At 68.5% G+C, this 25,309-nt stretch carries 24 protein-coding genes; 5 read left to right on the top strand and 19 right to left on the bottom strand.

Going from position 1 to position 25,309, the window contains the following annotated elements:
• Positions 1 to 40: 40 nt before the first annotated feature.
• The 4 genes from rplJ to ACZ3OF_RS12840 all read left to right on the top strand — a co-directional run bounded on the left by rplJ (position 41) and on the right by ACZ3OF_RS12840 (position 9,095).
• Positions 41 to 571 (top strand): 50S ribosomal protein L10, encoded by a 531-nt coding sequence (gene rplJ, locus ACZ3OF_RS12855; RefSeq protein WP_361667498.1) that lies wholly within the window; start codon positions 41 to 43, stop codon positions 569 to 571.
• Positions 572 to 682: 111 nt separating this feature from the next.
• The gene (gene rplL, locus ACZ3OF_RS12850; RefSeq protein WP_361667501.1) at positions 683 to 1,063 is read left to right on the top strand and encodes a 50S ribosomal protein L7/L12; all 381 of its coding nucleotides are present in this window, start codon (positions 683 to 685) and stop codon (positions 1,061 to 1,063) included.
• A gap of 542 nt (positions 1,064 to 1,605) precedes the next feature.
• Positions 1,606 to 5,088 (top strand): DNA-directed RNA polymerase subunit beta, encoded by a 3,483-nt coding sequence (gene rpoB / locus ACZ3OF_RS12845; RefSeq protein ID WP_361445298.1) that lies wholly within the window; start codon positions 1,606 to 1,608, stop codon positions 5,086 to 5,088.
• Positions 5,089 to 5,195: 107 nt separating this feature from the next.
• Complete coding sequence (locus tag ACZ3OF_RS12840) at positions 5,196 to 9,095, top strand: DNA-directed RNA polymerase subunit beta' (protein WP_361667504.1); 3,900 nt, start codon at positions 5,196 to 5,198, stop codon at positions 9,093 to 9,095.
• Positions 9,096 to 9,168: 73 nt separating this feature from the next.
• On the opposite strand, the gene ACZ3OF_RS12835 is transcribed toward ACZ3OF_RS12840, so the two are convergent.
• The 14 genes from ACZ3OF_RS12835 to ACZ3OF_RS12770 all read right to left on the bottom strand — a co-directional run bounded on the left by ACZ3OF_RS12835 (position 9,169) and on the right by ACZ3OF_RS12770 (position 21,443).
• Positions 9,169 to 9,432 carry a hypothetical protein gene (locus ACZ3OF_RS12835; RefSeq protein ID WP_361445304.1) on the bottom strand — a complete coding sequence of 88 codons (264 nt, stop codon included), beginning with the start codon at positions 9,430 to 9,432 and terminating at the stop codon, positions 9,169 to 9,171.
• On the bottom strand, positions 9,419 to 9,652 hold the full coding sequence (locus ACZ3OF_RS12830) for a hypothetical protein (protein ID WP_361667506.1): 234 nt from the start codon (positions 9,650 to 9,652) through the stop codon (positions 9,419 to 9,421). Before ACZ3OF_RS12830 ends, ACZ3OF_RS12835 begins: the two co-directional genes overlap by 14 nt.
• A 64-nt stretch (positions 9,653 to 9,716) precedes the next feature.
• A complete protein-coding gene (locus ACZ3OF_RS12825; RefSeq protein WP_361667509.1) occupies positions 9,717 to 10,628 on the bottom strand; it encodes a peptidoglycan-binding protein in 912 nt (303 codons plus the stop codon).
• 158 nt (positions 10,629 to 10,786) lie between these two features.
• Positions 10,787 to 11,158 carry an ATP-binding protein gene (locus ACZ3OF_RS12820; RefSeq protein WP_467304395.1) on the bottom strand — a complete coding sequence of 124 codons (372 nt, stop codon included), beginning with the start codon at positions 11,156 to 11,158 and terminating at the stop codon, positions 10,787 to 10,789.
• A gap of 31 nt (positions 11,159 to 11,189) precedes the next feature.
• Positions 11,190 to 11,762 (bottom strand): hypothetical protein, encoded by a 573-nt coding sequence (locus ACZ3OF_RS12815; RefSeq protein ID WP_467304393.1) that lies wholly within the window; start codon positions 11,760 to 11,762, stop codon positions 11,190 to 11,192.
• Positions 11,762 to 12,892: a hypothetical protein gene (locus ACZ3OF_RS12810; RefSeq protein WP_361667515.1), complete on the bottom strand. Its 1,131-nt coding sequence runs from the start codon at positions 12,890 to 12,892 to the stop codon at positions 11,762 to 11,764. Before ACZ3OF_RS12810 ends, ACZ3OF_RS12815 begins: the two co-directional genes overlap by 1 nt.
• A gap of 10 nt (positions 12,893 to 12,902) precedes the next feature.
• Complete coding sequence (locus ACZ3OF_RS12805) at positions 12,903 to 14,042, bottom strand: hypothetical protein (RefSeq protein ID WP_361667517.1); 1,140 nt, start codon at positions 14,040 to 14,042, stop codon at positions 12,903 to 12,905.
• A gap of 50 nt (positions 14,043 to 14,092) precedes the next feature.
• Complete coding sequence (locus ACZ3OF_RS12800; protein ID WP_361667519.1) at positions 14,093 to 15,280, bottom strand: hypothetical protein; 1,188 nt, start codon at positions 15,278 to 15,280, stop codon at positions 14,093 to 14,095.
• A gap of 60 nt (positions 15,281 to 15,340) precedes the next feature.
• On the bottom strand, positions 15,341 to 16,540 hold the full coding sequence (locus tag ACZ3OF_RS12795; RefSeq protein WP_361667522.1) for a hypothetical protein: 1,200 nt from the start codon (positions 16,538 to 16,540) through the stop codon (positions 15,341 to 15,343).
• Between the two features lie 56 nt (positions 16,541 to 16,596).
• The gene (locus ACZ3OF_RS12790; protein WP_361667524.1) at positions 16,597 to 17,523 is read right to left on the bottom strand and encodes a phage distal tail protein; all 927 of its coding nucleotides are present in this window, start codon (positions 17,521 to 17,523) and stop codon (positions 16,597 to 16,599) included.
• A 56-nt stretch (positions 17,524 to 17,579) separates the two neighbouring features.
• Entirely contained in the window at positions 17,580 to 18,833 is a 1,254-nt protein-coding gene (locus ACZ3OF_RS12785) for a phage tail protein (RefSeq protein WP_361667526.1), read from the bottom strand.
• Entirely contained in the window at positions 18,830 to 20,032 is a 1,203-nt protein-coding gene (locus ACZ3OF_RS12780) for a phage tail protein (protein WP_361667528.1), read from the bottom strand. Before ACZ3OF_RS12780 ends, ACZ3OF_RS12785 begins: the two co-directional genes overlap by 4 nt.
• Before the next feature lie 29 nt (positions 20,033 to 20,061).
• Positions 20,062 to 21,132 (bottom strand): hypothetical protein, encoded by a 1,071-nt coding sequence (locus tag ACZ3OF_RS12775; RefSeq protein WP_361667530.1) that lies wholly within the window; start codon positions 21,130 to 21,132, stop codon positions 20,062 to 20,064.
• 98 nt (positions 21,133 to 21,230) lie between these two features.
• Positions 21,231 to 21,443, bottom strand: a complete 213-nt coding sequence (locus tag ACZ3OF_RS12770; RefSeq protein ID WP_361667532.1) for a hypothetical protein — start codon at positions 21,441 to 21,443, stop codon at positions 21,231 to 21,233.
• A gap of 298 nt (positions 21,444 to 21,741) precedes the next feature.
• On the opposite strand from ACZ3OF_RS12770, the gene ACZ3OF_RS12765 reads away from it, so the two are divergent.
• Positions 21,742 to 22,560 (top strand): hypothetical protein, encoded by an 819-nt coding sequence (locus tag ACZ3OF_RS12765; protein ID WP_361667534.1) that lies wholly within the window; start codon positions 21,742 to 21,744, stop codon positions 22,558 to 22,560.
• A gap of 34 nt (positions 22,561 to 22,594) precedes the next feature.
• Here ACZ3OF_RS12765 and ACZ3OF_RS12760 read toward each other — a convergent pair whose 3' ends face one another.
• The 5 genes from ACZ3OF_RS12760 to ACZ3OF_RS12740 all read right to left on the bottom strand — a co-directional run bounded on the left by ACZ3OF_RS12760 (position 22,595) and on the right by ACZ3OF_RS12740 (position 25,175).
• The gene (locus ACZ3OF_RS12760) at positions 22,595 to 22,891 is read right to left on the bottom strand and encodes a hypothetical protein (RefSeq protein ID WP_467304386.1); all 297 of its coding nucleotides are present in this window, start codon (positions 22,889 to 22,891) and stop codon (positions 22,595 to 22,597) included.
• Positions 22,892 to 23,004: 113 nt separating this feature from the next.
• Entirely contained in the window at positions 23,005 to 23,295 is a 291-nt protein-coding gene (locus ACZ3OF_RS12755; RefSeq protein ID WP_361667539.1) for a hypothetical protein, read from the bottom strand.
• An 88-nt stretch (positions 23,296 to 23,383) separates the two neighbouring features.
• Positions 23,384 to 23,995 carry a phage tail tube protein gene (locus ACZ3OF_RS12750; protein WP_361667542.1) on the bottom strand — a complete coding sequence of 204 codons (612 nt, stop codon included), beginning with the start codon at positions 23,993 to 23,995 and terminating at the stop codon, positions 23,384 to 23,386.
• A gap of 127 nt (positions 23,996 to 24,122) precedes the next feature.
• Positions 24,123 to 24,530, bottom strand: coding sequence for a hypothetical protein (locus tag ACZ3OF_RS12745; RefSeq protein ID WP_389568698.1), 408 nt, complete (start codon positions 24,528 to 24,530; stop codon positions 24,123 to 24,125).
• Positions 24,531 to 24,830: 300 nt separating this feature from the next.
• Complete coding sequence (locus tag ACZ3OF_RS12740) at positions 24,831 to 25,175, bottom strand: hypothetical protein (RefSeq protein ID WP_361667547.1); 345 nt, start codon at positions 25,173 to 25,175, stop codon at positions 24,831 to 24,833.
• Positions 25,176 to 25,309 lie beyond the last annotated feature (134 nt).

Here is a 25,309-nt window from a genome sequence, read left to right as displayed (position 1 = left end):
TCTGAGCGGTCCTCATCACCCGGAAGGAGGCCGACGCTCTATGGCAAGGCCCGACAAGGCTGCCGCGGTAGCCGAGCTGGAGGACAAGTTCCGCAGCTCGAACGCCGTCGTGCTGACCTCGTACACGGGGCTCACCGTGGCGCAGCTCAAGACGCTGCGTCGTTCGCTCGGTGAGAACGCCCAGTACGCCGTGGTGAAGAACACGCTGACCAAGATTGCGGCCAACCAGGCCGGGATCGCGTCGCTCGACGACCAGCTCGCTGGTTCGACCGCGGCCGCCTTCGTCACCGGTGACCCGGTGGAGTCGGCGAAGGCTCTGCGTGACTTCGCCAAGGACAACCCGAACCTCGTCATCAAGGGCGGTGTCCTTGATGGCAAGGCGCTGTCCGCCGACGAGTTCAAGAAGCTTGCGGACCTCGAGTCCCGCGAGGTTCTGCTCAGCAAGCTGGCCGGCGCGTTCAAGGGCAAGCAGTCCCAGACTGCCTCGCTCCTGCAGGCGCTGCCGTCGAAGTTCGTCCGCACCGCGGAGGCGCTTCGCGTCAAGCTCGCCGAGCAGGGCGGTGCCGAGTAACTCGGCTCGCGCAATGATCGCCGCCCGCTAGGGCGACGGTCGCAGCGGGCCGAACGTACGCCCGCCTACATGTACATCCGGCACCTGCCGAATTAGTGGAAGGACGCCATCATGGCGAAGCTGTCCCAGGACGACCTGCTCGCGCAGTTCGAAGAGATGACCCTCATCGAGCTCTCCGAGTTCGTGAAGGCCTTCGAGGAGAAGTTCGACGTCACCGCCGCCGCGGCCGTCGCCGCCGCCCCCGCGGGCGTTGCCGCCCCGGCCGAGGCCGAGGCCGAGCAGGACGAGTTCGACGTCATCCTCGAGGGTGCGGGCGACAAGAAGATCCAGGTCATCAAGGTCGTGCGTGAGCTCACCTCCCTGGGCCTGAAGGAGGCCAAGGACCTCGTCGACGGCACCCCGAAGCCGGTCCTCGAGAAGGTCGCCAAGGAGGCCGCGGAGAAGGCTGCCGAGTCCCTCAAGGCCGCCGGCGCCTCCGTCACGGTCAAGTAAGACCCTGCGAGTCTCCTGACTCGCTCAGGCGCCTCTCAGGCGCCTTCGAAGGGCGATCACCCATCCGGGTGGTCGCCCTTCGGCGTACCCCGGGACGGGCGTGGCGCCGGGTGTGAGAGCCGCCCCTGGCGGAGTATGGTGATCTTCGCCGTGCGCCCCCGCTGACCGGGGGCCTTGACGAACCGCACGCAGCGCGCAATTCTCAGGACGCGTCGTCACAACGATCCGTATCCGAGGCATGGATCGACGGCGGAACGGGCAGTATCGAGGTGCGCCGCACGGCGCGAGGTACCGCGGAGTTGAGAACAACGAGGGTTGCGAATTACTCGCCCTGGACATCAGTGGGCCAAGTGGCTACACTGACCCTTTGCGCTGCCTGTTAGCTGCCCCCTGCCCGTCACCTGGGGCATACCCTCGCGAGAGCATTGTCGGCAGACCTGACCTGACCTGGACTTTTGGCCATATCGGGAATCGTCTGTCCCTCTGCATCGCTGGGGACCGGTACGCGCGTAGTGAGTCCGAGCCCTCGGAAGGACCCCCTCTTGGCCGCCTCGCGCAACGCCTCGACCAATACGAACAACGGCGCCAGCACCGCCCCGCTGCGCATCTCCTTTGCAAAGATCAAGGAGCCCCTCGAGGTTCCGAACCTCCTCGCGCTGCAGACCGAGAGTTTTGACTGGCTGCTCGGCAACGCCGCCTGGAAGGCTCGCGTCGAGGCAGCTCTCGAGTCGGGACAGGACGTCCCCAGGAAGTCGGGTCTGGAAGAGATCTTCGAGGAGATCTCTCCGATCGAGGACTTCTCCGGGTCGATGTCGCTGACCTTCCGCGACCACCGCTTCGAGCCCCCGAAGAACTCGATCGACGAGTGCAAGGACCGTGACTTCACGTACGGCGCCCCGCTCTTCGTCACGGCCGAGTTCACCAACAACGAGACCGGCGAGATCAAGTCCCAGACGGTCTTCATGGGCGACTTCCCGCTCATGACGAACAAGGGCACCTTCGTCATCAACGGCACCGAGCGTGTCGTGGTTTCGCAGCTTGTGCGTTCGCCGGGCGTCTACTTCGACTCCTCGATCGACAAGACGTCCGACAAGGACATCTTCTCGGCCAAGATCATCCCGTCCCGGGGTGCCTGGCTGGAGATGGAGATCGACAAGCGCGACATGGTCGGTGTCCGCATCGACCGCAAGCGCAAGCAGTCCGTGACCGTCCTCCTGAAGGCGCTCGGCTGGACCACCGAGCAGATCCTGCAGGAGTTCGGCGAGTACGAGTCCATGCGCGCCACCCTGGAGAAGGACCACACCCAGGGCCAGGACGACGCGCTGCTCGACATCTACCGCAAGCTCCGTCCGGGCGAGCCGCCGACCCGTGAGGCCGCTCAGACGCTGCTCGAGAACCTCTACTTCAACCCGAAGCGCTACGACCTCGCGAAGGTCGGCCGCTACAAGGTGAACAAGAAGCTCGGCGCGGACGAGCCGCTGGACGCCGGTGTCCTGACCACCGACGACATCATCGCCACGATCAAGTACCTCGTGAAGCTCCACGCGGGCGAGACCGAGACGATCGGCGAGTCGGGCCGGGACATCGTCGTCGAGACCGACGACATCGACCACTTCGGCAACCGTCGTCTGCGTAACGTCGGCGAGCTCATCCAGAACCAGGTCCGTACGGGTCTGGCTCGTATGGAGCGCGTCGTGCGTGAGCGCATGACCACGCAGGACGTCGAGGCGATCACGCCGCAGACCCTGATCAACATCCGGCCGGTCGTCGCCTCCATCAAGGAGTTCTTCGGCACCAGCCAGCTGTCGCAGTTCATGGACCAGAACAACCCGCTGTCGGGTCTGACGCACAAGCGTCGTCTCTCGGCGCTGGGCCCTGGTGGTCTGTCCCGTGAGCGGGCCGGCTTCGAGGTCCGAGACGTGCACCCGTCCCACTACGGACGTATGTGCCCGATCGAGACCCCCGAAGGCCCGAACATCGGTCTGATCGGTTCGCTCGCCTCGTACGGCCGCGTCAACGCGTTCGGCTTCATCGAGACGCCGTACCGCAAGGTCGTCGACGGTCAGGTCACCGACGAGGTCGACTACATCACCGCCGACGAGGAGGACCGCTTCGTCATCGCCCAGGCGAACGCGACCCTGAACGACGAGCTCCGCTTCACCGAGCCGCGCGTTCTGGTCCGCCGCCGTGGTGGCGAGGTCGACTACGTCCCGCCGACCGAGGTCGACTACATGGACGTCTCGCCGCGCCAGATGGTGTCGGTCGCGACGGCCATGATCCCCTTCCTCGAGCACGACGACGCCAACCGTGCCCTCATGGGCGCGAACATGATGCGTCAGGCGGTGCCGCTGATTAAGTCCGAGGCCCCGCTCGTCGGTACCGGCATGGAGTACCGCTGTGCCACCGACGCCGGTGACGTGCCGAAGGCCGACAAGGACGGTGTCGTCCAGGAGGTCTCGGCCGACTACATCACCGTCGCCAACGACGACGGCACGTACACCACGTACCGGATGGCCAAGTTCTCCCGCTCGAACCAGGGCACCTCGGTCAACCAGAAGGTCGTCGTCTCCGAGGGCGACCGGGTCATCGAGGGCCAGGTCCTCGCCGACGGTCCGGCCACCGAGAACGGTGAGATGGCGCTCGGCAAGAACCTGCTCGTGGCGTTCATGCCGTGGGAGGGTCACAACTACGAGGACGCGATCATCCTGTCGCAGCGCCTCGTGCAGGACGACGTCCTCTCCTCGATCCACATCGAGGAGCACGAGGTCGACGCCCGTGACACCAAGCTCGGCCCGGAGGAGATCACCCGGGACATCCCGAACGTCTCCGAGGAGGTCCTCGCCGACCTCGACGAGCGCGGCATCATCCGTATCGGTGCCGAGGTCGTCGCCGGCGACATCCTCGTCGGCAAGGTCACGCCCAAGGGTGAGACCGAGCTGACCCCGGAGGAGCGTCTGCTCCGCGCGATCTTCGGCGAGAAGGCGCGTGAGGTCCGTGACACCTCGCTGAAGGTGCCGCACGGCGAGACCGGCAAGGTCATCGGCGTCCGCGTCTTCGACCGCGAGGAGGGCGACGAGCTTCCCCCGGGCGTGAACCAGCTGGTCCGCGTCTACGTCGCCCAGAAGCGCAAGATCACCGATGGTGACAAGCTCGCCGGCCGTCACGGCAACAAGGGTGTCATCTCCAAGATCCTTCCGATCGAGGACATGCCCTTCCTCGAGGACGGCACCCCGGTCGACATCATCCTCAACCCGCTGGGTGTCCCGTCCCGAATGAACCCGGGACAGGTCCTGGAGATCCACCTCGGCTGGCTCGCCAGCCGCGGCTGGGACGTCTCCGGCCTCGCGGACGACTGGGCGAAGCGCCTGCAGGCCATCGGTGCCGACCAGGTCGCCCCGGGCACCAACGTCGCCACCCCCGTCTTCGACGGTGCGCGTGAGGACGAGCTCGCGGGTCTGCTCCAGCACACGATCCCGAACCGCGACGGCGAGCGCATGGTGCTCCCCTCCGGCAAGGCGCGTCTGTTCGACGGCCGCTCCGGCGAGCCGTTCCCGGACCCGATCTCGGTCGGGTACATGTACATCCTCAAGCTCCACCACCTGGTCGACGACAAGCTGCACGCCCGGTCGACCGGTCCGTACTCGATGATCACCCAGCAGCCGCTGGGTGGTAAGGCCCAGTTCGGTGGCCAGCGCTTCGGTGAGATGGAGGTGTGGGCGCTGGAGGCGTACGGCGCCGCTTACGCCCTCCAGGAGCTGCTGACGATCAAGTCCGACGACGTGACCGGCCGCGTGAAGGTCTACGAGGCCATCGTCAAGGGCGAGAACATCCCTGAGCCCGGCATCCCCGAGTCCTTCAAGGTGCTCATCAAGGAGATGCAGTCCCTGTGCCTCAACGTGGAGGTGCTGTCCTCGGACGGCATGTCCATCGAGATGCGCGACACCGACGAGGACGTCTTCCGCGCAGCGGAGGAGCTCGGTATCGACCTGTCCCGGCGCGAGCCGAGCAGCGTCGAAGAGGTCTGACGGGAGTCCGGTACGGGGACTCGGTGAATTCCGCTGAGTCCCCGGCCGGCCCCAGGACCCCCGTTTCAGACCCCAAGACTTACAACCCTGAGAGGGATTGACGCATAGTGCTCGACGTCAACTTCTTCGATGAGCTCCGGATCGGTCTGGCCACCGCTGACGACATCCGTCAGTGGAGCCACGGCGAGGTCAAGAAGCCCGAGACCATCAACTACCGCACGCTCAAGCCCGAGAAGGACGGACTCTTCTGCGAGAAGATCTTCGGTCCGACCCGGGACTGGGAGTGCTACTGCGGCAAGTACAAGCGTGTCCGCTTCAAGGGCATCATCTGTGAGCGGTGTGGCGTCGAGGTCACCCGCGCCAAGGTGCGTCGTGAGCGGATGGGCCACATCGAGCTCGCCGCCCCCGTCACCCACATCTGGTACTTCAAGGGCGTCCCGTCGCGCCTCGGATACCTGCTGGACCTCGCGCCGAAGGACCTCGAGAAGGTCATCTACTTCGCCGCGTACATGATCACGTTCGTGGACGACGAGCGTCGTACGCGTGACCTGCCCTCGCTGGAGGCGCACGTCTCCGTCGAGCGTCAGCAGATCGAGAACCGTCGCGACTCCGACCTGGAGGCCCGCGCCAAGAAGCTCGAGACCGACCTGGCCGAGCTCGAGGCCGAGGGTGCCAAGGCCGACGTGCGCCGCAAGGTGCGCGAGGGCGCCGAGCGTGAGATGAAGCAGCTGCGCGACCGTGCGCAGCGCGAGATCGACCGTCTCGACGAGGTCTGGTCCCGCTTCAAGAACCTCAAGGTCCAGGACCTGGAGGGCGACGAGCTCCTCTACCGCGAGCTGCGTGACCGCTTCGGCACGTACTTCGACGGTTCGATGGGTGCCGCGGCGCTGCAGAAGCGCCTGGAGTCCTTCGACCTCGAGGAGGAGGCCGAGCGCCTCCGCGAGATCATCCGTACCGGCAAGGGCCAGAAGAAGACCCGTGCGCTCAAGCGCCTCAAGGTCGTCTCCGCGTTCCTGCAGACCGCGAACAGCCCCAAGGGCATGGTTCTCGACTGCGTGCCGGTGATCCCGCCGGACCTGCGTCCGATGGTGCAGCTGGACGGTGGCCGCTTCGCGACCTCCGACCTGAACGACCTGTACCGCCGTGTGATCAACCGCAACAACCGTCTGAAGCGTCTGCTCGACCTCGGTGCCCCCGAGATCATCGTGAACAACGAGAAGCGGATGCTCCAGGAGGCGGTCGACGCCCTCTTCGACAACGGCCGTCGTGGTCGCCCGGTCACGGGCCCCGGCAACCGTCCGCTGAAGTCCCTCAGCGACATGCTGAAGGGCAAGCAGGGTCGATTCCGTCAGAACCTGCTCGGTAAGCGTGTGGACTACTCCGCGCGTTCCGTCATCGTCGTCGGTCCGCAGCTGAAGCTGCACCAGTGTGGTCTGCCGAAGGCCATGGCGCTGGAGCTCTTCAAGCCGTTCGTGATGAAGCGCCTGGTCGACCTGAACCACGCGCAGAACATCAAGAGCGCCAAGCGGATGGTCGAGCGCGGCCGCACGGTCGTGTACGACGTCCTCGAAGAGGTCATCGCCGAGCACCCGGTTCTGCTGAACCGTGCGCCCACGCTGCACCGCCTCGGCATCCAGGCCTTCGAGCCGCAGCTGGTCGAGGGCAAGGCCATCCAGATCCACCCGCTCGTCTGCACCGCGTTCAACGCGGACTTCGACGGTGACCAGATGGCCGTCCACCTGCCGCTCTCCGCGGAGGCGCAGGCCGAGGCCCGCATCCTGATGCTGTCCTCGAACAACATCCTCAAGCCGGCCGACGGCCGTCCGGTCACGATGCCGACCCAGGACATGGTCCTCGGTCTGTTCTTCCTGACCACCGACGGTGAGCTGCGTGACACCAAGGGCGAGGGCCGCGCGTTCGGCTCCACCGCGGAGGCCACCATGGCCTTCGACGCCGGCGAGCTCGCGCTGCAGTCCTCGGTCGACATCCGCTTCCCGATCGGCACCGTTCCGCCGCGCGGCTGGGTTCCCCCGGTCGCCGAGGAGGGCGAGCCGGAGTGGCAGCAGGGTGACTCGTTCCGCCTGCGTACGTCGCTGGGCCGCGCGCTCTTCAACGAGCTGCTGCCCGAGGACTACCCCTTCGTCGACTACTCGGTCGGCAAGAAGCAGCTCTCCGAGATCGTCAACGACCTCGCCGAGCGCTACCCCAAGGTCATCGTGGCGGCGACGCTCGACAACCTGAAGGCGGCGGGCTTCTACTGGGCGACCCGTTCCGGCGTCACCGTGGCCATCTCCGACGTCGTCGTGCCCGAGGCCAAGAAGGCCATCGTCAAGGGCTACGAGGAGCAGGACGAGAAGGTCCAGAAGCAGTACGAGCGCGGTCTCATCACCAAGGAAGAGCGCACTCAGGAGCTCATCGCGATCTGGACCAAGGCGACCAACGAGGTTGCCGAGGCCATGAACGAGAACTTCCCCAAGACGAACCCCATCTTCATGATGGTTGACTCGGGTGCCCGAGGAAACATGATGCAGATGCGTCAGATCGCCGGTATGCGTGGTCTGGTGTCGAACGCCAAGAACGAGACGATCCCGCGTCCCATCAAGGCGTCCTTCCGTGAGGGCCTCACCGTCCTCGAGTACTTCATCTCGACGCACGGTGCCCGTAAGGGTCTCGCCGACACCGCCCTGCGTACCGCCGACTCGGGTTACCTGACCCGTCGTCTGGTGGACGTCTCGCAGGACGTGATCATCCGCGAGGAGGACTGTGGCACCGAGCGCGGTCTGAAGCTGAAGATCGCCGAGAAGGGTGCCGACGGCATCCTGCGGAAGACGGACGACGTCGAGACCTCCGTGTACGCGCGGATGCTCGCCGAGGACGTCGTCGTGGACGGCAAGGTCATCGCGCCGGCCAACGTCGACCTGGGTGACGTGCTCATCGACGCCCTCGTGGGCGCCGGCGTGGAGGAGGTCAAGACCCGCTCGGTCCTGACCTGTGAGTCCGCCGTCGGTACCTGTGCCTTCTGCTACGGCCGTTCGCTGGCCACCGGCAAGCTGGTCGACATCGGTGAGGCCGTCGGCATCATCGCGGCCCAGTCCATCGGTGAGCCCGGTACCCAGCTGACGATGCGTACCTTCCACACCGGTGGTGTGGCCGGTGACGACATCACCCAGGGTCTGCCCCGTGTCGTCGAGCTCTTCGAGGCTCGTCAGCCCAAGGGTGTCGCCCCGATCTCGGAGGCGGCCGGCCGCGTCCGTATCGAGGAGACCGAGAAGACCAAGAAGATCGTCGTCACCCCGGACGACGGCAGCGACGAGACGGCGTTCCCGATCTCGAAGCGTGCTCGTCTGCTGGTGGGCGAGGGCGACCACGTCGAGGTGGGCCAGAAGCTCACCGTGGGTGCCACCAACCCGCACGACGTGCTGCGGATCCTCGGTCAGCGCGCGGTCCAGGTCCACCTGGTCGGCGAAGTCCAGAAGGTCTACAACTCGCAGGGTGTGTCGATCCACGACAAGCACATCGAGATCATCATCCGGCAGATGCTGCGCCGCGTGACGATCATCGAGTCCGGCGACGCGGAGCTGCTGCCGGGCGAGCTCGTCGAGCGCTCGAAGTTCGAGACCGAGAACCGTCGTGTGGTCACCGAGGGCGGTCACCCCGCCTCCGGCCGTCCGCAGCTGATGGGTATCACCAAGGCCTCGCTGGCGACGGAGTCCTGGCTGTCGGCCGCCTCCTTCCAGGAGACGACCCGAGTCCTGACGGATGCGGCGATCAACGCCAAGTCCGACAGCCTCATCGGCCTCAAGGAGAACGTCATCATCGGTAAGCTCATCCCGGCCGGTACGGGTCTGTCCCGCTACCGCAACATCCGGGTCGAGCCGACCGAGGAGGCCAAGGCCGCGATGTACTCGGCCGTCGGCTACGACGACATCGACTACTCGCCGTTCGGCACGGGCTCCGGCCAGGCCGTTCCGCTGGAGGACTACGACTACGGTCCGTACAACCAGTAAGCGAGTCGCCTGAAGTACCGCAGGGCGGTCACCCCCTTTCGTCGGGGGTGGCCGCCCTGCGGCGTTGTGGGTACTACCGGCCGGCCAGCTCCCAGACCGCGAGCATCAGGCCGGCGCTCGCCGTCAGCGCGGCGATGCTGGCCAGGGGCCAGCGGGCGCGCTCCAGGGCGTCGAGCCGGGTCTCCATGTCGGCGAGCTGTTTGTCGGTCTGGTCGCTGCGCTGGACGAGCAGGGCGAGGGAGCCGTCGACGCGGGCGAACCCGGCCTCCAGCGTGCCGCGCATCCGCTCCAGCTCGATGGCGACGGTGACCGGGTCGTGCTGCTCAGACTCGGTCATCGGCCGCTCCCGGGGAGGTGCGCAGCCAGGAGGGCAGCAGGTTCTGCACGGCCGGTACCGCCATCACCCGGGTCAGGGCGCCGGCGGCGGCGAGCGCTCCGGCGACCCAGGGGAGGGTCGCGGGGAGGCCGGAGGCGTCGACGATCGCGGGCAGGACGACGGCGAGGGCGACGGCGGTCTGGAGGACGGTACGGGCCGTCCGCTTGGCCTCGTCGGACATGGGGGCTCCTTACGTGAGGGGGCGGGACCGCTTCGGGGGCGGGACCGCTTCGAGGGGGGCGGGACTACTTCGTGTACGGGATCTTGAGCGCGTTCCAGGACATGGCGCCCGGCCAGCCGTCGGCGTCGGAGCCGCTGAAGCCGAGCTTGCGCTGCCACTTGGCGTAGCTGCGCCGGTCCGCCTCGCCCCAGCGGGGGGACGGGCCGACGGTGTACGCGGAGCAGCCCTCGGCGACCAGCCGGCGGCCCATCGCGGTGACGATCGGCGAGCTGGGGTTGTTCTTGAAGAACGACGTGCCGGGGAAGGGCTGGTAGCGCGGGGCGGCCGGCTTCTGCGGGGCCGGGGGCTGCTTCACCGGGGCCGCGGCGAGCCGCTTCTGCACCCGGTCGCGCATGCCCGGCATCGCGAAGCCGCGCGGGTCGCTCTTCCAGTCCGACCACTCCAGGTGTCCGATGACGGACTTGGCGCCCCAGCCGTGGGCCCGGCAGAGCGCGGCGGAGGTCCGCTCGATGGCGTCGAGCTGGGCGGCCGGCCAGGGGTCGTTGCCGTTGCCGAGGTTGATGCACTCGAAGCCGTAGAAGCGGGAGTTGCCGTCGACGGCGCCGGCGCTGCCCTGGTGCTCGCGGGGGGCCGGCGGCCGGGCCCCGTACGTCTCGGTGATCACGGCCTGGAGGACCGAGGGATCGCCGCCGCCGGCGTGGTTGGCGCGGCCGTTGGCGACGAGATGCACCGTGCCGTCCTTGGCGATGACGCCGTGGCAGAGCGGGCCCGGCAGGCCGGTGTAGCCGTTGTAGCAGAGCTCGACGGACGAGGCCGTGCCGCTGGAGACGGTGTGGTGGATCATCACGCCGACCACCGGTCCCCAGGCTCCCGCCCGGTTGCGGTGGTGGGTGCGCCAGCCGTCGTGCTCGACGACCTTGACGCCTTCGGCGCGGAGCGCGGCGACGAGCCGGTCCGCGGAGAGGGGAGTGGCCATGGGTGACCTCCAGGCTTGCGGGGGCATGAAAAAAGCCCGCACGGCGGCGGGCGTACGGGTGGGGCGGAGTCTCTTGGCCTCACGGAGCCTGGGCCGGCTCTGCGGGGCTGGGACCGGCTGCGGGGCCGGGGCCGGCGCTGCGGGGCCGGGGCTAGCTCTTACGGGGCCGGGGCCGGCGCCCAGGTCGCGCAGAGCGCGGCGTAAGCGGCCCGGCGGTTCTCGAAGTCGGCGAGGGCCGCGGCGACGGCCTGCTGGGCGGCGGTCGGGTCGGGGACGACGGGGAGCCCGTCCTTGGCGTGGACGATGATCAGGCCGGAGCCGCGCAGGGCGGTGTCGTCCGTGCCTTTCTCGGTGAGCTCGGCGGTGACGTACACCGACGGGTACTGCCCGGTGACCGGGTCGATCTCCAGGGTGTAGCCGAGGTTGTTGTCGTGGACACGGATGTTGAGGGTATGGCCGTTCTCGGTGACGACGGCGCGGCCGGCGTAGTCGATGGCCACGCCCCACGGCTGGGTGGGGTCGATGTTCATGGGGTGCTCCTCGTACTGCTCGGGGGACGGATCAGGTCTGGGCGCCGTGGATGAGGACGGGCTGGGCGTAGACCGTGCCGCCGCTGGCCATGGCCTGGATCTCGATGGTCATGGTCTGGCCGAACCTGGTCTTCATGTCGCCGGGCAGCAGGCCGAGGTGGTCGTAGGTGGTGCCCGCGGTGACCGTGGGACCGAACTGGACGTTGTCGACGAGCACCCGCACCTGGCCGGTGGCGCCCGACGACGCCGCCGTGTTGACCGCGAGCCGCAACTTCGGCTGCCAGATGGGGTTGGAGGACCTGGCGATGGTCGTGAAGGCGGCGGCGGTGGTGGAGGGCCACTTGGCCGGATCGGTCGGCAGCGGTGGCATCAGCTGCAGCCAGGGCCGGGCGAGACCCCCGGTCAGGATGTCGTCCGCGAAGATCTCGTGGTTGTAGCCGTCGAAGATCCGGAACAGCGGCCGCGTGACGGTGACGCTGCCGGACTGCGCGGCCGGGCGGAACTCGTTGACCGGAGGACGGGTGTTGACGGCCGTCGACAGGGTCTTCAGCCGGCGTTCCATCTGGTTGAGCCGGTCGATGATGTCCTCGGGCAGCTGGGGCATCAGGCCTCCTCAAGGTAGAGCTCGGCGGTGTCGGGACGGCCGCGCTCCGGGGGAGTGACCTTGACGCCGATGATGCGGTAACGGGCGTCCAGGCCCCGCGCGAACCACTCGTCGTGGATCCGGATACGGGCGGTACGCCCGATGAGGGCCGGCGGGACCATCCCACCGAGGTGGATGGTGATCGCCGGGATGACCACGGCACCGCGGGCCTGGGCGAGTTCCGCGGCGGCCAGCGACTCCAGGGTGAGGTCGTCGGTGATCTCGTTGTGGTCCGTGGACAGGTCGATCAGCGGCCAGCCGTCGACGAGCAGCGAGGTGTCGTACTGCTCCTTGCCGTACAGCGGCCGCGACTCGGCGGCCGCGTTGGAGTTCACCGACGCGCCACGGGCGACGGCGGTGGTGCCGCCGCGGGTCGCGTCGTACGGGAAGGAGTACGACAGGATGACGCCGGGCCGGTCGAAGAGCAGGTCGGTGGCGCCATTGATGATCTTGGGTTCGCCGAGCCGGAGCTGACGGACCCGCTGCCCGGAGATCGGGTCGCGGTAGACCAGGATCTGGTGCTCGAAGCCGTCCTGCATGCCGGCGATCTGGTTGAGCGCGTCCAGGTAGACGGTCTCGTCGCCTTTCCGCCAGGAGACGGTCCGCTTGATCTTGGCCGGCTCGTCCCCGTACGTGATCCCGAGGCGCTTGGGGTCCTGCTCCGGGGGGAGGCCGGGGTAGGTCTGGAGGTCGAGCTCCCTCCAGAGTCGGCGCGCGATCTCCAGCTGATAGGTCGGGGTGTCGTACGTGATGTCCGTGCGGATGCGCCTGCGGCCCGCGTACGAGTCGAACGTGGCGGCCTGGATGCCGAGGGTCAGCACCCCGCGGCCGCTGGACTGCAGGGTGGTGGTCCAGATGATGCCGCCCCACCACAGATCCCCGCCGCGCTCCAGATAGACCGCGGTGCGGCCTTCCCGGACCTGCTTGACCCGCTCGGCGATGTCCTGGTTGGGGATGGGGATGGTTCCGGAGAGGGAGCCGGCCTTGCCGATGTAGTCGTCGAAGGAGACGTCCCGCAGAGGCAGGATGTCCAGCGTCTGGTCGGTGAGCAGATCGCAGAAGATCGCCCGGTAGGGCGTGTCGAGGCTCATCGGGCTCCCTTCAGAGGACGTAGGTGGCGGAAACACGCACGTTGCGGCCGGCCATGAGCACGCCGGTGGGGGACCAGGTCCGCAGGTTGACCTGCCCGCTGGTCCAGATGTTGGCGCCGCCGTTGGCGAAGCCGTCGCAGGCGGAGACCTCCATGTCGAACGCCGGCCGCCAGCCCGCGGGCAGGGTGCACAGCTGCTCGTCGTCGATGTTGCCGGCGCTGTTGGCGGTGATCGTGGCGCCGTTGCGGGTGACGGACAGGAGCAGGGTGACGATGCCGCGGGTGCGGCGCGCGTTGAAGGACACCAGAGACCAGCCGGGCAGCATCGTGACGCCGCTGTTGAGGGTCTCCACCTCGACCGGCGGCTGGTAGTTCACCCAGGCGGTGCCGTTCCAGCGCTGGAGCACCCCGCCGGTCTCCCGGAACTGGCCCGGGTAGCTGCCGGTGGACAACGTGCCGCTGGGGGCGATGCCGCCGATCTCCTTGGGGTAGGCGATCCAGGTGGAGCCGCTCCAGCGCTGGAGGTAGTGCGAATCGTCGTTGTCCTGGTACTGGCCCGGGTAGGAGCCTTTCACCGTGGCGTTGTTGTAGGTGGGCAGGATGCCGCCGGCCGCGACGGTCGTGGTGCGCTTGTCGGTGACGGTGCCCGGAGTGCCCCAGGTGATGCCGCCGGTGCCCGCGGAGGCCCCGGCCTGCACCCGTACGGTGAACAGCGCCAGCGAGCGGGCCGGGGCGTCGGGCGGTACCGGAGCGGCCTTCGGTTCGCCCTTCACGATCTCGACGACGGCTTCGTACCTGCCCTGGAGGTCGGCGTCGTTGTCGTGCACGCGCAGGACGACGAGGTCGATGCGTGGGTTGAGCGGGTCGCCGTCGCCGAAGGTGATGGTCATGTCCTGGTCGAGGGCGACGGGGTAGGCGCCGTCGGAGTTGCCGCCCTGGATGACGGCCTTGCCGTGGTAGACGGTGGCCGTCATCGGGCCGGCCTGGCTCAGCCACAGGCCGCCGACGCGAAAGTCGCCGTTGTACGTTCCGGGCAGGATGCCGGACCGGACGCCGAGCGGGTTGACGGGCGTGGTGGCGCCGATGTTGGTGATACGGGTGTTCTGGCGGGTCTGGCCGTCGGGCAGCAGCCAGCCGGAGCGTACGGGCATGGGATCTCCTGGGGGAAGGATCGTTCGGGCAGCCGGTGGACGAGCGTGGCTCAGTGCTGCGGAACGACGTGGAGGAACGTGTTGTTGAACCAGGCCTGCAGCGCGGTGTTGGTGGTCCGGTAGTAGGCGGTGACCGTGTAGGTGGCGCCCGCCGTCAGGGTGTGCAGACGCTGGGTGGTGGAGGCCGAGATGTTGCCGGGGGACTGGCAGACCACCCCCCACCCGTCGCCGTTGTCGCGGTGGACGGTCGTGCCCTGCATGACCTTCACGCTCATGAAGCCGACACCGGAACCCGTGCCGACCAGCTGGATCCGCGAGCCGAAGGTGAGGATGGCCTGCCGTGAGGCCGGGGCGACGAAGGTGAGGGACAGCGAACCGGTCCGGTTGGTCAGCGTGTCCACCCAGGCCGTCGAGGTGGTGTAGCCGTCGTCCACCGTGTCGTTGAAGTACGGACCCGGGAAGGCCGGGGCCCACGCCGAGCCGGTCCAGCGCTCGAGGCGACCGCCCGCACCGTCCCGGTACTGGCCGGTGTACGTGCCCTGGGTGGAGGCGCTGACGGAGTTTGGGACGACGCCGCCGACGGCCTGCGGGTATGCCACCCACTTGCCGCCATCCCAGCGCTGCAGCTGGGCGTCCGGGGTGTCCTGGTACTGGCCGGGGTAGGCGCCCGGCTGGATCGGACCCTCGACCGGGAGAATGCCGCCGACGGAGGAGACGGTCGTGCGCAGGTCCTTGAGGGCGGTGGCCCACGGGATGCCGCCGTTGCCCGCGCTGGCGCCGGCCGGGACGGTCACCTCGTACAACGGCAGGCTGCGCGCCGGAACCGGCGGGGCCTTCGGGGACTGCTCCGGAACACCCTGGAGGATCTCGATGACGGCCTCGTTGCTGGTGCCCTCGTACAGCTTGTCGTAGATCTTCAGGACGACGAGGTCGACCCGGTTGTACTGGGCGTTTCCCGGGGCGAAGGTGACGACCTCGGAGGCCGGCAGCGTCACCGGGTAGGCGCCCTGGGAGATGTCGCCCTGGATGACGGCCCGACCCTCGGAGACCGTAGCCGACATGGCGGAGGCGTTGTTCATCCAGAAGCCGGACAGTCGGTACTTGCCGTCGTAGGAGCCGGGCAGGATGCCGGAGCGGACCTGGACGGGGTTGAGCGGGTTGGTGGCGCCGATCTGGGTGAGCCGGGTGTCCTCGCGGGTCTGGCCGGTCTCGGCGACCCAGCTGCTGCGCAGGTTCATGGGGTTCTCCGTTCGAATGGTCGGTGGACGATGAGGGGGCAGGGCGTGGACCGCCGAGGGTCAGGACTTGATCCACTCGGCGGTCAGGGTGCAGGCGTAGCCGGAGCCGCCGAGCGTTTTGACCGCCGCAGTGTGGCTCTGGTAGCCGGCCAGCTGGAGCGTGTTGCCGGCGGTGAGTCTGATCAGCCCCTGGCCGCCGACGGTGATGGCGCTGTTGGCCGCGGGGGTCAGCCAGGTCATGCGCTGCACACCGGCCCCGTTGACCAGGACGCGGGCGCCCCGGGCGCCGGTCTGGGCGTCGTTCTGCCAGACGGCGTGCGCGGCGATCCGCCACCAGCCCGTGCGCGGCACGACGAAGGTGTCGCTCCCGTTCCAGCCGGCGGCGTCGTCTGCGTCGACGGTGGGCAGGGTGATCACGGTCCAGGTGTTGGGCGCGACGCTCTGCTGCTGGGCCGACAGGGTCTGCGAGGCGCTGAAGAGCAGGGACGACCTGCCTTCCACGTACTGCCAGGCCGCGCCGTCCCAGCGCTGCAGGATCCCGTTGTTGTCCCGGTACTGGCCGGTGTAGCTGCCGTTCGAGACCAGGGAGCCGGGGGCGATCCCGCCCATCGCCTTGGGGTACGAGACCCAGGTCGTGCCGTCCCAGCGCTGGAGCATTCCGGCCGCGTCCCGGTACTGGCCGACGTACGCGCCCTTGAAACCGCTGGTCGGCAGGATGCCGCCGAGCGCCACCACCGGCCAGTGCAGCTGGGCGACTCCGGTGGTGGTCCAGGCGATGCCGCCGGTGCCGGCGGAGGTGCCCTTCGGCACGCGGATCGTGTACAGCGGGATGGTGCTGCCCTTGCCGCTCGCCGGCGTCACGGGGGTGGCGTGCGGGGTGCCCTTGACGAGCCGTACGACGGCCTCGGTTTCGCCCGTACGGTCGTAGAGGTCGTCGACGACGGCCAGTTCGACCAGGTCGATCCGGTCGTACTGCGGATCGCCGTCGGTGACGGTGAGGTTCGTCGGGGTCGTGACGGCGACCAGGTAGGCACCCTGGGCGGTGTCGTTGCCCTGCACGATCGCCCGGCCCGTGCCGATCGTGCACTGCATGGGGCCCGAGCCGGTCAGGAGCAGGCCGCCCGGTACGACGCCCGGCCGGGAACGGAGGGGGGTCTCCTCGGGGCTCTGTCCACTGGGGGTGAGCAGGGCGGCGAGGGTGAGGCGGGTGTCCTCTCGGGTCTGGCCGAGGGACTGGAGCCAGGCGGCCCGTACGGTCATGGGTTCACCTCTTCGTTGGGAGGAGCGGATCCGTCAGGAGCGGAAGGGGGCCTCGGTCACCACTCGGCGCTGCGCCAGCGGACCGTCATGAGTGCCTCCGGGGTTGCCTCGTCGGGCCGGAACGACAGCTCCGTACGGCCCGGTTCGAGCAGGAACAGCTCCTCCGGGCTGGAGTCCGCCATGGCGGTGTGGCGGCGGGAGGCGGAGTTGTTGAGCATGACCGTGCCGTTGGCGGTGTCGACGACCAGTTCGTCGCCGGAGGCCAGGTCGATCGCGTACCGCAGCCGGCGCTTGCTGACCCGCTCGGTGACGGTCGGCATGGAGCACGGGCCGCGGAAGGTGATCACCGGGTGGGTGGCGGCGGAGCCGGTGTTCTCGGCGATGGCGTCGCCGGTGCTCGTCGCCTGACCCCAGTCGAGCGGCCAGGTCAGCGGCCAGGTGAGGCCGGACTCGGGCTGCGGGGCCGTGGTGCCGGCGACCTGCTCGTTGACGACGTAGCGCCGCGGGTCGGCCGCCAGCCACTGGATGGACATCTTGGACGTGCCCTGGGTGGCGAAGCCCTGGTCGGCGGGGACCACGCGCTGGGCGATGCGGGCCCGCACGGCGAGCCGCTCTCCATGCAGCTGTACGGTCAGCCAGCGCTCCTCGTCGAGCAGGGCGAGTGCCTGGCGCAGGGCGCGAATGGCCTCGGGCGCCGCGCTGTACTCCGGCATCAGCACGATCGTGCCGCCGACCTTGCGCGGCTTGGCGTACCGGGAGCCCGGCCAGGCGCCGTGCGAGGTGGGGCGTTCGGCGTCGGAGGAGTCGTACTCGGGCAGGTCCTCCCAGCCGGTGAGCCCGGAGCGGTCGACGGCGAACGGGGTGCCGGGGCCGATGAGAAGCCCGGCCCACTGGATCTGCCCGTCCTGGGTGATCAGCGAGCCGGGCGCGACGTCGGCGGTGTAGCCGTTTCCGGTGGCGTATGCGGTTGTGGTCTCGGCCATGGGGGCCGTCACCTCACTTCTGAGAGGCTGTCAGATGGACGGTCGGCGCTGGGTGGTCAGCGGTGGGAGGCTGCGAGGAAGAGCAGGTCCTCGGCGGTCGACCGGGGCCCGGCGCCGGGCTGCTCGTAGAAGTCCCGTACGCGGTGCGGCGGTCGGGGCGGCTCGGTGATGGCCGGGACGCGGCGGTTCTCCAACTGGGAGAGCGAGTCGATGCGGTAGTCGTCCGCCGTGCCGGGCATGACGATGCCGCCCTCGGCGAGCATCGGGATCTTGTCGAGCTCGACGCCGAACTTCTTGCCGGTGAGGGGGATCTCGAAGCTGAGCTCGTTGAGCCCGTCGATGATCCAGTTGGCGAAGGCGATGAGTCCGTTGATCGGCCCCTTGACGACGCCGATGACGGCGCTCAGAGCCCCCTTGATGAGGTCGCCGATGCCGCGCAGAGCCTTGCTCACCGCGTCCTTGACGGTGCGGAAGAAGCCGGGGATCTTGTCGGTGATGAAGGACAGGACGGGCTTGACGGCGTCCTTGATCGCGCCCATGGTGCGGGAGGCGATCCCGCGCAGAGCGTTGGACGCCGAGGAGACGGCGGTCCGGACCTTGGTGATCCCGCTGATACCGGAACCGATGAGCTTCAGGGCGGTCTTGAACAGGGTCAGATACGCCTTGAAGTAGGTCCCGACCGCCTGGCCGAGCACCTTCATGATCGGCTGGAGGAACTTCCAGACCGCCTGGAAGCCCTTGAGGGCCTGCTGGAAGACCTGCCTGATGATCTTCTGGCCGGTCTCGGAGTTCACCGCGAGCTCGATGAGGTACGCGGCGATGGGCACGATGATGCCGACGACGAAGCCGAGCGGGTTGGCCCTCATGGCGACGTTGATGCCGGTCATGGCGATCGAGGCGATCGTCATGACCGTGCCGTAGGTCTCCATCAGCTTGCCGATGACGTCGGTGATCGGGACCAGCGGCGCCAGGATGGCGAGGATGCCGCCGACGGCGGGACCGAGCCTGCCGGCGGCGGTCCTCGCCCTGGCGGCCGCGGCGCCGAACTTCTGGATGCCGGTGGCCGCCTTGGACCGCTGGATCCGGCCGACGGAGGTCGCGGCACCGGAGGCGCCGGTTCCGAGCGTACGGACGGAGGAGCCGGCGGTACGCGCCTCACCCGCGAACCTGGAGACGTTGCCGGCCGCCCGCTGGACGTCCTCCTTGAGCCGCTTGAGGGTGCCGCCGGCTCCCTCGGCACCCCGCCGCAGCGAGGTCATCACCGGAGTGACCGCCCCGAACCGCGGCATGGCGACGACCGCGGCACTCATCCGCGCGCCTTCGCCAGGTACATCAGCGCGTCCGCCGTCGACTGCGGGTCACTGCCACGGGCCGCGTGGTAGTGCTCGATGTGCAGCCCGGCACCCGCGCCGCCGGCGCCCTGGGGGTTCGCCGCCATGCGGGCGCGGCGGGCGGTGAGGGCGAGCAGTCGGTCCAGCTTGGAGAGCGGGAGGACGGCCTCGGCCTCGCCGGCCTCGGCGAGGATCGCCGGGACGCCGCCGGTGCGGGGCATGACGACACCGCCGGTGGCGAGCATGGGGATGGTCGGGATGTTGACGCCGAAGGTCTTGCCGCCGACGATCGGCACCCAGCCGGGGACGCTGACCTTGACCCCGTTGACGGCTCTGATCATGCTGTTGATCAGGCCGATGACCGCGTTGATCGGGCCCTTGACGCCGCTCTTGATGCCCTCGAACGCCCGGGACGCGATGTCCTTGAGGCCGTTCCAGATGGACGACATCTTGTCCTTGACGGCGCTGAAGGCCTTCGGGATCGCGGTCTTGATCCAGTTCACCACCGGGGTGATGACGGCCTTGATGCCGTTCCAGACGGTGCTGATGACCGTCTTGATCGCCTTCATGACCGTGGTGATGACCGTCTTCCAGATCTTCACGTAGGTCTTGATGACGGTCGCGACGGCCTTGACGACGGTGGAGATGGCCTTCTTGATGCCGTTCCACACCGTCTTGATCAGCTGACCGGCCGTCTTCATGATCGGGCCGATGGCCTTCATGACCGAGCTGATCACGGTCTTGATGGCACTGAAGGCCTTCTTCATGATCGTCTGCATGGTCTTCGAGCGCATCGCCATCTCGACGATCTTCTCGATAAGCGGCATGAACAGCTCGATCAGACGGGCGAGGATGTTGCCCTTCATGGACCGGTTGAGCTTGTCCTGGCCCTTGGCGGCCTTGCCGGCGCCGGACTCGTACTTGCCCAGCTTCTTGCCGGCGGTCTCGGCGGTCCGGCCGGCGTTCGCCATGGACTTCTCGGCTTGGTCCGAGGCCGTCTTGAGGTTCTTGAGCTGGGTGGTGGAGCCCTGGGCGTTGGTCTTGAGGGTCTTGAGCTGCCCGGAAGCCGACCTGCCGGCGTCACCGACCTTCTTGATCGAGCCGCTGGTACCGGATGCCTGGGTCTTGAGGTTACCGAGGGCGGTCGACGCGGTCTTCAGGGATCTGACGAGAGACATGGGTTACCTCCTTTCTTGGTGGGGTGGGGTCAGCCGGTCGCCGCGCCGATGACCTGGTCGAGGCTCTGGACCGTCCTCGCGAACTCCTGCATCTTCGTGCGCAGGGTGCCGGTCGCCTGGGCGAGGTCGCTCATCTTGGTGGCCGCGGCCCCCAGGTCGGTCGACTTGGGAAGCTTGGTCGCGTCGAAGCCGACCATGGCGGTCTTGAGCTTCTCGGTGGCCTTGGCGACCTTCGTGACCTTGCGGGGGTCGGCGTTCCGCATGGCGTTGTTGATCTTGTTCACGCCCTCGGCGACGGGCTGCAGCCTTGAGTGGTCGACGCCCGTGACGGCGTCGGCGATCTTCTTGATCGCCTCCGCCGCCTTCTTGGCCTTGCTCTCGCTCGGCAGCTTGCGGAACTCCCTGATGAACGAAGGGGCGCGGTTGTTGAACTTGAGCAGTTCGGGGTTGATCTTTTCGAGCTGCTCGCGGAGGGCGCGGATCGCGTCCGGGGGAATGTCGGCGATGGCGGTGGCGGTCGGGTTCGCGCGCTTCTGGACCTCGTCCTTGGGCTGGAACCCCCAGCCGTCACCGTTGGCGTTCTTGGCCCAGATGTGGTCCTGCTTGCCGGTCAGCCCCTTGAAGAGGTTGAAGAACCAGGCCTGAAAGCCCTGCTGGATGGCGGTGAACCTGGTCAGCAGCACCAGGCCGATCCCAGCGAGGATCGCGGGGACGAGGAGGCTGGAGAGGGCGGCCACCCAGTACCTCCACGCATCCTTGTTGCCCTCGTGGACCTTCTCCACAGCGGCGCCGATCGTGTCGAAACCGGCGGCCTCCCAGAGCTCGGTGGACAGCTCCTTCTTGAGCTCCTGGTGCATCTCGTTGAACCGGCCGACGAAGTCGAACGGCAGCATGGCGTCCGTGACGAGCTTCGGCTGCCCCTCGGTGAGAGCCTTCTTGAGCGCAGAGACCATGGAGTCCACCGGCTCCGGCTCCTGCTTCTTCTTGTCCTTCGACGCGTAATCGCCCTGATACTGCACCTTGACGGGCACGTTGGACTCGAGGAGTGCCTTCCTGAGGCCTTCGATGTCACTGGCGACATCGTCGATCGTTTTTCCCATCGGTTGCTCCGCTTCCGGCCGGTGACGGCCAATCGCCGAAAAGCCCCTGCCGCAAGGAACTTCGGCAGGGGCTCGTGCGTAGGTGGGGCAGCTGGCGGCTAGGCGTCTTCGTCCCGGCGGGAGCCGCGCCGCACCGTCGAGAGGGCGTCGTTCCAGCCCGCCGCGTAGGCGACGGCCTCGCGGCGGTTGACCTCGGCGTACAGCGTGCCGAGCAACGCTCTCTTGTCGAGGGCGGCGGGTCCGTCGAGGAGCTGGCGGAGGCGGTCCTGAAGCGGGATGTGCGGTCGCGATGCCTCGGCCTGCTCAGTCATGGACGCCTGCCTTCCGTTGCTTGCCCGTGCGTGCGTGGCGGCGCCGCGGAGTGAGGCGGGGGCACCACATGTTCGAACTACTGTGCGAACAGATTGTGGAACACTTGTTCGGTGTTTGTCGAGCGCGAAACGCCTGACGGTATGTCTTCCTGCGGGCTCCTGGGGAGGGTTGGTCCCGGATCGGAGCGTCTGTTCGACCGGGGTACTCTGGATGGCGCGTTCCCCGGACCTGACACAGTCGGGGGGCGGGGGACGCGAGGGGCGCGTGGGGACCCCAGGGGGTTTGGAGTGCTGACGCATGGACACGGAGCCGGGTGCTGACCGGCGGGAGCGAGCCGTCGACTGGCTCGAATCCCACCCGGATCTGCCTCATCTCTTCGCACGGCTCTCCGAACTGGTCCACGTGTACGGATACGCGCCCGAGGACCTCCTCGTGATACCGCGTGCCGAGGTCGACCGGCGTGAAGCCTCAGCCTTCACCGCCGGCTGGGCCGAGGCGATGTCGGAGGAACTCCCGCGCATACGACGCGAGTACGAGAAGCGTGTGGCCGACGCCTACGCCCAGGGCCAGGGTGACGCGCGTGGAGTCCGCCGTCCCCAGCGGCGCGTGGACGCCGGCGAAGGCGACGGTGCCCGCGTCATTCCTCTGCCGTTCGCGCGGCTCCTCACGCCTCCCACCGCAGTCGTCCAGGCCGAGGATCGGATGCGCAAGGAGCGCGAACTCCTCGACCGAAGGCCGGAGTACGAGCTTCCGTCGGACGAGCCCCAGCACGCCACCGCGGCTTCCCCGCAGCAGGACGAGGAGGTCTCTCGCCCCCGCGCCGAGGAGCCCGTCACCGATCCCGACGTCCTGCTGACCGCGCAGGAGAGCCGCACCCGCAGGAACGCCCAGTCCGTACGGAAGGTCGTCCGCGGCAAGGGTGGTCGCCCGATCGTGCCGCCGCTCGCCGGTGTGCCTGGTCAGTCCGGCTCGGGCACCGAGCGTCGCGGCCCCGAGGCCGGCGAACCGGACGCGGGCGCGCGCAAGCAGCGTCGGCTGTCGGAGCGGGCCAGGGCTCTGGAGGAGGAACTGGTCGCCGAGCGAGCACAGGAAGCGCCCCCGGAGCCCGCTCCCTGACGGGAACGGGCTCCGGGGGCCGTGAGGATGCGGCTCAGCCGAAGAACCGGGCGAGGGCTCCGGGGGAGATCGCCTCAGCGCCCTCCTCCGTGGAGCCCTCCTCCGGATCCTCGCCGGTCTCGTCCTTGACGCCTGGACGCGGCACGGGCTTCGGCGGTTCGGGCGTGTCGTCGTCCTCGCTGGAGTTGACGCACTGGAACATCCAGTTGGCGACGGCCAGATGGTCCACCGTGGCCGCGAGGAGATGGTCGGAGATCGACCACTCCGCCGCCTCGCCGTGGATCTCGCGCTGCACGGCGCTGTCCTGCGGCAGGTTCTTGATCAGGATCATCAGGCGCCGGCTGGAGAACTCCCCCCGGTGCCAGTCGAGGAGATCGGCACCGTAGTAGCGGAGGAGATCCGCCTCAAGGGCCTCGGCGTGTTCTTCGACGAACTCGACGAGGCTCAGTCTTCCCCCAGGCCGAGCCCGGTCTCCTTGCCGTAGGCCTCCAGGATGGCGGCGATGTCCTGCATGGTGATGTCGTGCTGCTCGAACTGAGCGAACTGCTTCTCACCCATCAGGAGCGCGAGCAGGCCGTCCACGTCGTTGTCGTCGAGCTTGCGCAGTCCCTTGGCGGTCGCGCGGGAGAGCTCGGTGGGCAGGGTGAAGGACTCGCCGTCCAGCTCGAAGGACCAGGTGCGGCCGTGGGCCTCCAGGCGCTGGGCGCGGGCGGCGTTGACGTCGAAACGGGCCATGGTGATGCGTACTCCTTGTTCGAGTGAGTGAAGAGGAGAGGGGTGGGGCGGGACGGCGGTCGGCCGTCCCGCCCCGGGTGGGGAAGGATCAGACGGTCGCGGAGTACTGGCTGTCCTTCATGAGGAAGGTCGCCAGCGGCTTGCCGTCGCCCTTCGACATCGCCGAGAAGGTGATGCCGAGCTGGGCCGCGGCCTTGCGGGCCAGCTTGATGTCGTCGGTCGCGGTGACCTGGCCGCGCGGGATGATGAAGCGGTACCGGACCGCGGTCGTGCCGCCGGCCTTGACGTCGGTGAACTCCAGGCCGAGGGCGCGGACGTCGGCGAACGGACGCTCGGCGATCTCGTAGCGGTAGGTGTCGACCGCCGGGGTCGGCTCGGCCTTGACCGCGTCGCCGCCCATGAAGAACGGGAAGGTGTCCTCGTTGAACTGGAGCAGCGAGAACTTCAGCGAGAGGTCACGGGCCGAGTAGATGTAGTGGATCGGGGAGACCGACTGCCACGAGTCGATGGCCTCCAGCTTGTCCTTCTTCGAGAAGGTGACGCCGTCGCCGGACGTGAAGCCCAGGTCCTTCCAGCCCGCGCCGGACCAGTCGGCCGCGGAGTCGGTGCCGAAGGTGGCCGGGGCGGAGGTGCCGGCGTCGGCCACGTAGAGCTTGCCGGTGCCTGCGACGCGGATCTCGGCCGAGTTGTTTCCTGCCATGGTGGGGTTTCTCCTTGGGTTGAGGGAGCGCACCGTTCCCGGGCATCGGGCCCGGGTACGGCAAAGGCCCCGCCGGATGGCGAGGCCTGGTCTGTGGGGTGAGCGTCCGTCAGGGAGCCGGGAGGGCTCAGAAGACGCTCAGGGAGAGCTGGATCACGCAGAGGTAGCGGTTGGCGCCCCGGTAGAGGTAGTCGGGCAGCCAGCGCGGCCCGTCCATCTCCTCCACGTCGTGGACGAGGTTGACGCCGATCTGCTTGCCCATCGTGGCGAGCAGCGCGCGCCGGGCCGCGTTGGCGAGGATGTGGGCCGCGTTCTTGGTCGGCCCGTACACCTCGAACTCGATCAGCGGCTTGTCGACGTGCAGGTCGCCGATCCAGGCGCCGCCGCGGCGGTTCACCAGGACGGCGCTCTGCGTGCCGTCGAAGCCGGCCGGCGCCTGAACGGCGACCGTGACGCCGGCCAGGGCCGGGTCGGCCTTGAGGACGTCGACGACCAGCTTCTCGACGTCCGGGAACGCACTCGGGGGAGTGGTCATGACGGTTCTCCTCGGTGGAAGGGGAGGCGGGACGGGGGCGGTGCGTGGGCGGTGCGTGGGCCGTCCGGGGCCGTCCGGGGCGCTCGACGCGGGGAAGGGGGCGGGGGCGCGGAGCGCTCCCGGACGGCGAACGGCGGAGCTGCGGCCCGTCTCGCGGGCACAGCTCCGCCGCTGCCCCAACTGTGACAGAGAGCGTGCGCGCACGCAACTAGTTCGTCGATCTGCTGGGATCTCCCGGCCGGGAGAGCCGGTGACGGCTGCCGAGGCACCTCACCGGCTCGAACGGGCCACAGGCGGCGGCTACCTCCGCAGCCGGCCCTTCCTGGGGGGATCGAGGGGGGCCGGCTCCTTCGCCATCACGAGCTCGGCGACGCAGACGCGCATGTGCTCGGTGATCGTCTCCGGGGCGCCGGAGCGCTCGAGCTGCATCAAGCGGGACTGCTCCACGAGCCAGCTCGTCGGGGATGTACGGAACACGAGGCGGCCCTGCTGATCAGGGAAGGCGTCGCGCATATAGGTCCGGCTCATCTCCTCGGCCCGGGCGATGGCCGCTTCCCTGTCGCCTTCGACGGGGATCTTCGCCACCAGTTCCCATCTGCTGTCGCTGTACGAATCGTTGGCCTCCACCAGCACGTACCAGCTCATGACCCCGTACCCCCTGGGTTCCGTGTGCGCGTATCCGGCTGTCCGACGCTGCACCGGACTGTAGGGGTCAACCCCGGCGCATGACGAAGCGCCCCGTGTCTCTCCATGAGACACGGGGCGCTTCGTCATGCGGT

Source organism: Streptomyces sp. NPDC022552, from assembly GCF_055561875.1.
The sequence above is the reverse complement of the archived record's forward strand: the minus strand, read 5'-3'. Positions and strand labels throughout refer to the sequence as shown.

Excerpts from the sequence above, each read along its gene's own strand:
- rplJ (WP_361667498.1), top strand. The coding sequence starts at position 41 with ATGGCAAGGCCCGACAAGGCTGCCGCGGTAGCCGAGCTGGAGGACAAG.
- ACZ3OF_RS12800 (WP_361667519.1), bottom strand. The coding sequence starts at position 15,280 with ATGAACCTGCGCAGCAGCTGGGTCGCCGAGACCGGCCAGACCCGCGAG.
- ACZ3OF_RS12810 (WP_361667515.1), bottom strand. The coding sequence starts at position 12,892 with ATGAGCCTCGACACGCCCTACCGGGCGATCTTCTGCGATCTGCTCACC.
- ACZ3OF_RS12775 (WP_361667530.1), bottom strand. The coding sequence starts at position 21,132 with ATGGGAAAAACGATCGACGATGTCGCCAGTGACATCGAAGGCCTCAGG.
- ACZ3OF_RS12740 (WP_361667547.1), bottom strand. The coding sequence starts at position 25,175 with ATGAGCTGGTACGTGCTGGTGGAGGCCAACGATTCGTACAGCGACAGC.
- ACZ3OF_RS12795 (WP_361667522.1), bottom strand. The coding sequence starts at position 16,540 with ATGACCGTACGGGCCGCCTGGCTCCAGTCCCTCGGCCAGACCCGAGAG.
- rplL (WP_361667501.1), top strand. The coding sequence starts at position 683 with ATGGCGAAGCTGTCCCAGGACGACCTGCTCGCGCAGTTCGAAGAGATG.
- ACZ3OF_RS12785 (WP_361667526.1), bottom strand. The coding sequence starts at position 18,833 with ATGAGTGCCGCGGTCGTCGCCATGCCGCGGTTCGGGGCGGTCACTCCG.
- ACZ3OF_RS12805 (WP_361667517.1), bottom strand. The coding sequence starts at position 14,042 with ATGCCCGTACGCTCCGGCTGGCTGCTGCCCGACGGCCAGACCCGCCAG.
- ACZ3OF_RS12765 (WP_361667534.1), top strand. The coding sequence starts at position 21,742 with ATGGACACGGAGCCGGGTGCTGACCGGCGGGAGCGAGCCGTCGACTGG.
- ACZ3OF_RS12825 (WP_361667509.1), bottom strand. The coding sequence starts at position 10,628 with ATGGCCACTCCCCTCTCCGCGGACCGGCTCGTCGCCGCGCTCCGCGCC.
- ACZ3OF_RS12815 (WP_467304393.1), bottom strand. The coding sequence starts at position 11,762 with ATGCCCCAGCTGCCCGAGGACATCATCGACCGGCTCAACCAGATGGAA.
- ACZ3OF_RS12790 (WP_361667524.1), bottom strand. The coding sequence starts at position 17,523 with ATGGCCGAGACCACAACCGCATACGCCACCGGAAACGGCTACACCGCC.
- ACZ3OF_RS12780 (WP_361667528.1), bottom strand. The coding sequence starts at position 20,032 with ATGTCTCTCGTCAGATCCCTGAAGACCGCGTCGACCGCCCTCGGTAAC.
- ACZ3OF_RS12745 (WP_389568698.1), bottom strand. The coding sequence starts at position 24,530 with ATGACCACTCCCCCGAGTGCGTTCCCGGACGTCGAGAAGCTGGTCGTC.
- ACZ3OF_RS12750 (WP_361667542.1), bottom strand. The coding sequence starts at position 23,995 with ATGGCAGGAAACAACTCGGCCGAGATCCGCGTCGCAGGCACCGGCAAG.
- ACZ3OF_RS12770 (WP_361667532.1), bottom strand. The coding sequence starts at position 21,443 with ATGACTGAGCAGGCCGAGGCATCGCGACCGCACATCCCGCTTCAGGAC.
- ACZ3OF_RS12820 (WP_467304395.1), bottom strand. The coding sequence starts at position 11,158 with ATGAACATCGACCCCACCCAGCCGTGGGGCGTGGCCATCGACTACGCC.
- ACZ3OF_RS12830 (WP_361667506.1), bottom strand. The coding sequence starts at position 9,652 with ATGTCCGACGAGGCCAAGCGGACGGCCCGTACCGTCCTCCAGACCGCC.
- ACZ3OF_RS12835 (WP_361445304.1), bottom strand. The coding sequence starts at position 9,432 with ATGACCGAGTCTGAGCAGCACGACCCGGTCACCGTCGCCATCGAGCTG.
- ACZ3OF_RS12760 (WP_467304386.1), bottom strand. The coding sequence starts at position 22,891 with ATGATCCTGATCAAGAACCTGCCGCAGGACAGCGCCGTGCAGCGCGAG.
- ACZ3OF_RS12755 (WP_361667539.1), bottom strand. The coding sequence starts at position 23,295 with ATGGCCCGTTTCGACGTCAACGCCGCCCGCGCCCAGCGCCTGGAGGCC.